General features: G+C 47.6%; 4 protein-coding genes. 1 reads left to right on the top strand and 3 read right to left on the bottom strand.

Annotation, left to right across the window (positions count from 1 at the left end):
* Window positions 1–67: 67 nt before the first annotated feature.
* Window positions 68–439, top strand: coding sequence for a hypothetical protein (locus B3W37_RS10150; RefSeq protein WP_483170005.1), 372 nt, complete (start codon window positions 68–70; stop codon window positions 437–439).
* 209 nt (window positions 440–648) lie between these two features.
* On the opposite strand, the gene B3W37_RS10145 is transcribed toward B3W37_RS10150, so the two are convergent.
* The 3 genes from B3W37_RS10145 to B3W37_RS10135 are packed head-to-tail and all read right to left on the bottom strand — an operon-like array spanning window position 649 to window position 5,929.
* On the bottom strand, window positions 649–2,325 hold the full coding sequence (locus B3W37_RS10145) for a response regulator (protein ID WP_483170006.1): 1,677 nt from the start codon (window positions 2,323–2,325) through the stop codon (window positions 649–651).
* Window positions 2,279–3,139 (bottom strand): CheR family methyltransferase, encoded by an 861-nt coding sequence (locus B3W37_RS10140; RefSeq protein WP_483170008.1) that lies wholly within the window; start codon window positions 3,137–3,139, stop codon window positions 2,279–2,281. The genes B3W37_RS10145 and B3W37_RS10140 overlap by 47 nt, the downstream gene beginning before the upstream one ends.
* Complete coding sequence (locus tag B3W37_RS10135; RefSeq protein ID WP_483170009.1) at window positions 3,140–5,929, bottom strand: ATP-binding protein; 2,790 nt, start codon at window positions 5,927–5,929, stop codon at window positions 3,140–3,142.
* Between the last annotated feature and the right edge of the window lie 94 nt (window positions 5,930–6,023).

Genomic DNA, 6,023 nt, shown 5'->3' with positions numbered 1-6,023 from the left:
TCTTTGCATCAATTATTGTTAATTAATTCACAAGGTAATGACCCACGATGAAAGGAGGCAAAATAAAATGAATCGAGCATTGAAAAGCAAGTTGATGGATATTCCTTTTCAAACCGGGGTGGAGAGTAAATCTCTTACAACCGAACTTACGCTGGTTTCCAAAAAAGATCGCGAAGCAAAGATGACCATGGAGGACTTGAACCAAAAGTTGGCTTATTTTTATAATAATGGCGGTCCCGTAATGGAAAAAAAGGAGGGAGTTATGGTAAAAACTAGATTTTCCAGGCCAACCCCCAAAAATAATCAGGCCCGGGTAAATTCGGGCGGGGATACGGTTACATTGCTCACCCCGGAGGGCTCTAAAAGCGTATCTGTGGATTACCTGAATGAGAAGCTGATTTATTTTTACGGCCATGGCGGGCCTGTCATGGATATTTAATGCCGCAAGGGGGGCACTCCCCCCGCCCCCCTGCACCATTTAAGGCAAGGCCGTAGCGGCTCATTACATTATAGCTGTATATCTGTTTATCAAATATGAGCAAATCTAAAGCTCCAGGCAGGCTTGAAAAGTCATACCGGGAGCTTTTTGATTATGCGGGTGGAGTAAAACGCAGCCAACGTTGCTCAGATTCCACCTCCGCTCTACAGCTATCCCATCATCAAACCATCTAATTGCAGCTCTTTAACGCTTTCCCTGCGCAGCGGAAATATGACGGAAATGCTGGTTCCGGTATGAGCTGATTGAATATCCACGCGGGCCTGATGGCGATGGGCAATGCTGAAGCATACCGGCAGTCCCAGGCCGGTGCCTTCCGGTTTGGTAGTTAAAAAGGGAGTGCCGAGTTTATCGATGAGATTTTGATCGATGCCGGAGCCTTGATCTTGTACCGTCAGCATGATCTCATCAGCAAGCCGGCAGGTTTTAATACAGAGGGTTCCTCCGCTGCCCATAGCCTCCAGGCCATTGCGGCACAGATTCATAATCAACTGGCGGATTTCCTTGTCATCCAGCATCAACGGTTCTACTTCTCCCAGCTCCAGACAGAGGTTTTTGTCACAGCGCAAAGCATCCGCCTTGATCAAAGGATATAAAGCTTTGATAATATCGTTCAGGCAAACGCATTCCAACTCAACGGTTTTGTTGCCGGCCAGGGCCAGGAAGCAGGAAATGATACCGTTGGCGCGATCCAGCTCACTTATCATGAGATCATAATATTCATTATTCAAAGCGTTGTCTTCATGGGCCAAAAGCTGAAGAAATCCCCTCACCGCAGTCATCGGGTTTCTGATCTCATGGCCGATGGAAGCTGCCATTTCCCCGACCAGGTTAAGTCGATCCAATCGAGTCATTTCTTTTTGCAAATGATCGATCTCAGTGATATCCGTCACCACAGACAATATTTGCTTTTCCCCCAGGGTATTCATCAGTTCGGTCGAGAGCAAGCCATAGCGGGTATCACCGCTTTTGGTCTTGTAGCTTACTTTGAGGTTGTGCACCTTTTCCTGGATCTCGATTATGCTGTCTGTTATGCTGTATCCCGGTTCCTCAATTTGATAGAAAGGTTTTTGGTCTATTGCGGTTAGCTCTTCCAGGCTGTAGCCGCTGTATTCCAGCCAGCTCTGGTTCACATCCAGAATCCTGGCATCATGCAGAGAACGGATCGACATCAGGTTGGGGCTTAAAGCGAATATTTTGCGGAAATGCTCTTTGGTAAGCTTATGTTCGGCTATCTCCCGCTGCAGCTGGACATTGGATATCAATACTTCTTTGGTGCGCTGCTCTACCAGGTTTTCCAGATTGGTGTTAATAAAATGCAACTGCTGGTAGGCCTCTTCCAACTCCCTGGTTTTTTCCTGCAAAAGCATGCTCTGGGCTTCCACCTGGTCATAATAAGCCTGGTAATTGATCAGGGCTTCCACCTTCCAGCGCAGGGTTTGGGGATTAAACGGTTTAAAGATGTAGTCAATCGCACCCACCGCATATCCCCTTTCCACATGCTCGGCAGCCTGGTTAATGGCGGTTATGAACACTATCGGGATATGCCGGGTTTTCTGCCGGGATTTGATCAGGCGGGCAACTTCAAATCCATCTAGATCAGGCATCTGCACATCCATAAGAATCAAGGCATAGTCCTGCTGCATAATCTGCTTGAGTGCGTCGGCGCCCGAGGTTACCGAACGGATGTGATAGCGCGGAGAGGCCAGTATGGCTTCAATAGCAACCAGGTTTTCCACATGGTCATCCACTACCAGAACATTAACTTTGGCACTATTTGTTTTATGGCTTTTTTCGGTATATTTTATTGCCGGCATCCACTGTGTCATAATAACCATCACCTTTAACGTTTTCTATTCCCTCTCTGTTTCCCAGGGCCAAATACCCTGAAACGGCCAGGCTCCTATAAAACAGCTCTTTTACTCGTTGCTGCAAACTGGCATTAAAATAAATCAGGACATTTCGGCAGACTATGAGGTGAAATTCGTTAAAAGAACTGTCAGTTGCCAGGTTGTGCTGGGCAAATACTATATTGCGTTTCAAGTCCTGGTCGAATACCGCGTCTTTGCCTCTCACCAGGTAATACTCGCTGAAGGCCCTTTTACCACCTGACTGCTGATAGTTGCGGGTGTACTGCTGCATTTTTTCCAAAGAGAAAATTCCGTTGTTGGCCTTCTCAAGCGATTGCGGATTGATATCGGTGGCATATATCCGGCTTTGCTCATACAGATCCTCTTCCTGCAGAAGAATAGCCATTGAATACACTTCCTCACCGGTTGAACAGCCCGCATGCCAAATACGAATCAGCGGGTAGGAGCGCAAAGCAGGCAGGACCTGCTCACGCAGAGCTTTAAAGAATACGGCATCGCGAAACATTTCGGTTACACTGATGGTAAAGTCAGAGACCAAAGCCTCGAAAACCTTGGTTTGGCGCAGAACCATCTCCTGTAAGGCTGAAACCGTAGCAATATTAAGCAATCCCATGCGATAAAGCACCCGGCGCCGGATGGAGCGGTAGTTATAATCCCTGAAATCATAGCCATAGCGGCGATAGATAGCTTCAAGCAACAGCGTGATTTCAATTTGTTCCAATTCATCGCCGTCATTGGCTGCCGGTTGGCTTGAAAGCAGATCGATACTCATTTATTTGTACAACCAAACACTTATCAAAGAAAGCAGCTGCTCGATATCAACCGGTTTATTGATGTAGTCAGAAGCCCCGACTTCGATACATTTGAGGCGGTCCCCTTTCATGGCTTTGGCGGTCAGGGCAATGATAGGCAGGTCTTGATATTCAGGTATCAGCCTTATGTTGTGTATGGCATCGTAGCCATCCATCTCCGGCATCATGATATCCATGATCACCAGGTCAATTTCGGGATGCTGCTGTAAGACCTCGATAGCTTCGCGGCCATTTTCGGCGAACAACACTCTGATCTGGCTGCCTTCCAACACGGAAGTCAGGGCAAACACGTTGCGCATATCGTCGTCTACCAGGAGAATGTTTTTGCCGGCTAGATTGCCCCGGTCGGGAATGGATTCAGGGTCTTCCGCCGGGTCTTTTTCGCTAATGGCTATTTCGCATTCCTGTTCTTGTTCAGACCTTATTATTAAATCAGCTTCTGTTTCGATTTCGGCCGGCAGCCTTTCATTGTCCACACTGCTGGCGATTTGGCGCCCCAAAACCCCCACATCACAGGGGATGTAAACCCTGAAGGTGCTGCCCCGGCCGGGTTGGCTTTCCACCTCAATGAACCCGCCCAAAAGCTGGACGGTCCGGCGGCATATTGACAAACCCAGGCCTGAGCCTCCGTAATTGCGGTTGGTAGCCCCGTTGACCTGCATAAAAGCTTCAAATATAACTTCCAGTTTATCCTCCGGGATGCCAATACCATTGTCGCTAACGGTGATTTCGAGATTCAAGCCGGAGCTGTTAAGGTCAGGATATTCATCAGCGCTGAAAAACCGGTTCGATCTTTTTACGCCTAATTTGACCCGGCCCTGGGGTGCGAATTTGAAGGCATTGGAAAGCAGGTTGTTGATGATGTGCAGCAGGTGCTGTTCATCGCTGTAGATGATATCAGGCAATCCGGGATCAGACTCGACCGAGAAATCAATGCCTTTGCGCATTGCTTCCAGGGAGCCGTGGTTCCCTACGGAATCCAGCAGGATTGACAGCGAGATTTCACTGTAGTTGACCTCCATTTTCCCGGACTCTATCTTGGTCAAATCCAAGATCTGGTTGATTAGATCCAATAAGTCCCGGCCCGAGTTATATATGGTTTTGACAAAATCAACCTGCTTGGGCATGAGGTTGGCATCTGGATTCTGGGCCAGGATTTCCGCTAATATCAAAATACTGTTCAAGGGGGTGCGCAGTTCGTGGGAGATGTTGGCCAGGAATTCAGACTTAAACTGCGATGCCTGCATAAGCTGTAGATTGGTTTCCTGCAGCTCCAAACGGATTGACTCCAATTCGAATCGGCGCTGTTCGGATTTGAGGTTGTTGCCCTCGAGCTGCTCATTGATGGTTCTTAATTCTTCATGCTGGCTTTGCAATTCCTCAGATTGATTCTGCAGTTCTTCGGCTTGAACCCGTAATTCTTCGTTGAGCACCCGGCTTTCATTCAACAGTTCGTTGACTTGCATCTGCTGCATCAGCCCGAAAAGGGACACCCCGAGATTGCTGGTGATCTTGTCCAAAAGCTCTTGGTGCAAATCGCTGAAGGGTTTGAATGAAGCGATTTCCACAACGGCCAATACCTGATCACCGAATTCCACCGGCAATACCGTTAGGGCTGCCGGAGCTGATGATCCCAAACCAGAGGTTATTTTGATATAGTTTTCCGGGGTTTGTTCAATAATGATCTTTTTGTTTTCCTTAGCGCATTGTCCGATAAGCCCTTCTCCAATATGAATGCTGCCGGCAGTGATTACCGAAGCATCGGCCGCATAAGCTGCCAGCTTGTCATAAGTTAAATCATTCTGTTTCAGGTATATTACACCGTATTGCGCCTCAACCAGAGGGCAGATCCTGGTGATGAAAAAGCTGCCTAATTCGCGGGGATTGGGCATGTCCTGAAATGAGGTGGTAAGCTGGGCGATATTGGTGCTCAGCCAGGTTCTCTCCTGCATGTAAAGCGAGTTCTTCTGCTCGAGACGGGCGTAATTCTCGATTCCCTCCGCCATCTTGTTATAAGCTTCGGCAATGGCCCCCAACTCGTCCCGTGAATCGATGTCGAGTCTAGGCATATCGGAGCTTTTATCAGCTGCAGAAGAAATAACCCTGGAAACCTTGGAGATATTCCCGATCATACTGCGCAGAATCCAGACGGCGATCCCTATGGACAGGGTCAGATAGATTATGAAGAAGAGCACCAGTATTCTCACCATACGTGCCGAAGAAGCCTGAGAACGGTCCAGAGCCTCAGTCATTAACTGTTCCTGCAGTGCTCCAAATTCCTCAACCGTAGCTAAGAGGCGGTTGTGGAGAGTTTCTTCTCTAGCCGACAACCGGGTTACCAGGTCGTTAGACAGACCTTGTTCAATATATGATGTTGTTTCCGCCACAACCTCTTGATAGTCTTCATATTGAGTCTTAAATTTGGCCATAATATCGAGCCCTTGAGGTGTAACGACGGTGTTTTCAAGGCGAATCAGCATCGAATTGATGTTTAGAATGGAATTGTCTACGGCTTGTATTTGTTCTATGGGATCATGCCCCCCCGCACTGGCCTTATGCAGAGATAAACTGATATGATTAAGCTCATAGCGAATGGCGTTGATATGGTTTATTTTTACATATCGGTCACGAAGTATCTCCTCCATGGCTTTATTATTCTGATTCAAGGTGCTCACCGCAAAGCCGAATAATAATATCTGCAGTATCAGTAGCATTGCCACACCCAATAATAAGCGATTTCTAAGGTTCAACTTCAATCCCCATTTCCCCATTTTTGGCCCCTAATGAACATTCTACCTCTTTATCCTCGCCAAATTTGTCGTTTTATGGGAATTATTCTCCTGG

It is taken from the genome of Syntrophomonas sp. UBA5494 (assembly GCF_002426325.1).
Note: the sequence above shows the minus strand (reverse complement) of the source record. Positions and strands in the feature narration are given on the sequence as shown.

Bases quoted from the DNA above. Each gene is read 5' to 3' on its own strand.
- B3W37_RS10150 (WP_483170005.1), top strand. From the start codon at position 68: ATGAATCGAGCATTGAAAAGCAAGTTGATGGATATTCCTTTTCAAACC.
- B3W37_RS10145 (WP_483170006.1), bottom strand. From the start codon at position 2,325: ATGACACAGTGGATGCCGGCAATAAAATATACCGAAAAAAGCCATAAA.
- B3W37_RS10140 (WP_483170008.1), bottom strand. From the start codon at position 3,139: ATGAGTATCGATCTGCTTTCAAGCCAACCGGCAGCCAATGACGGCGAT.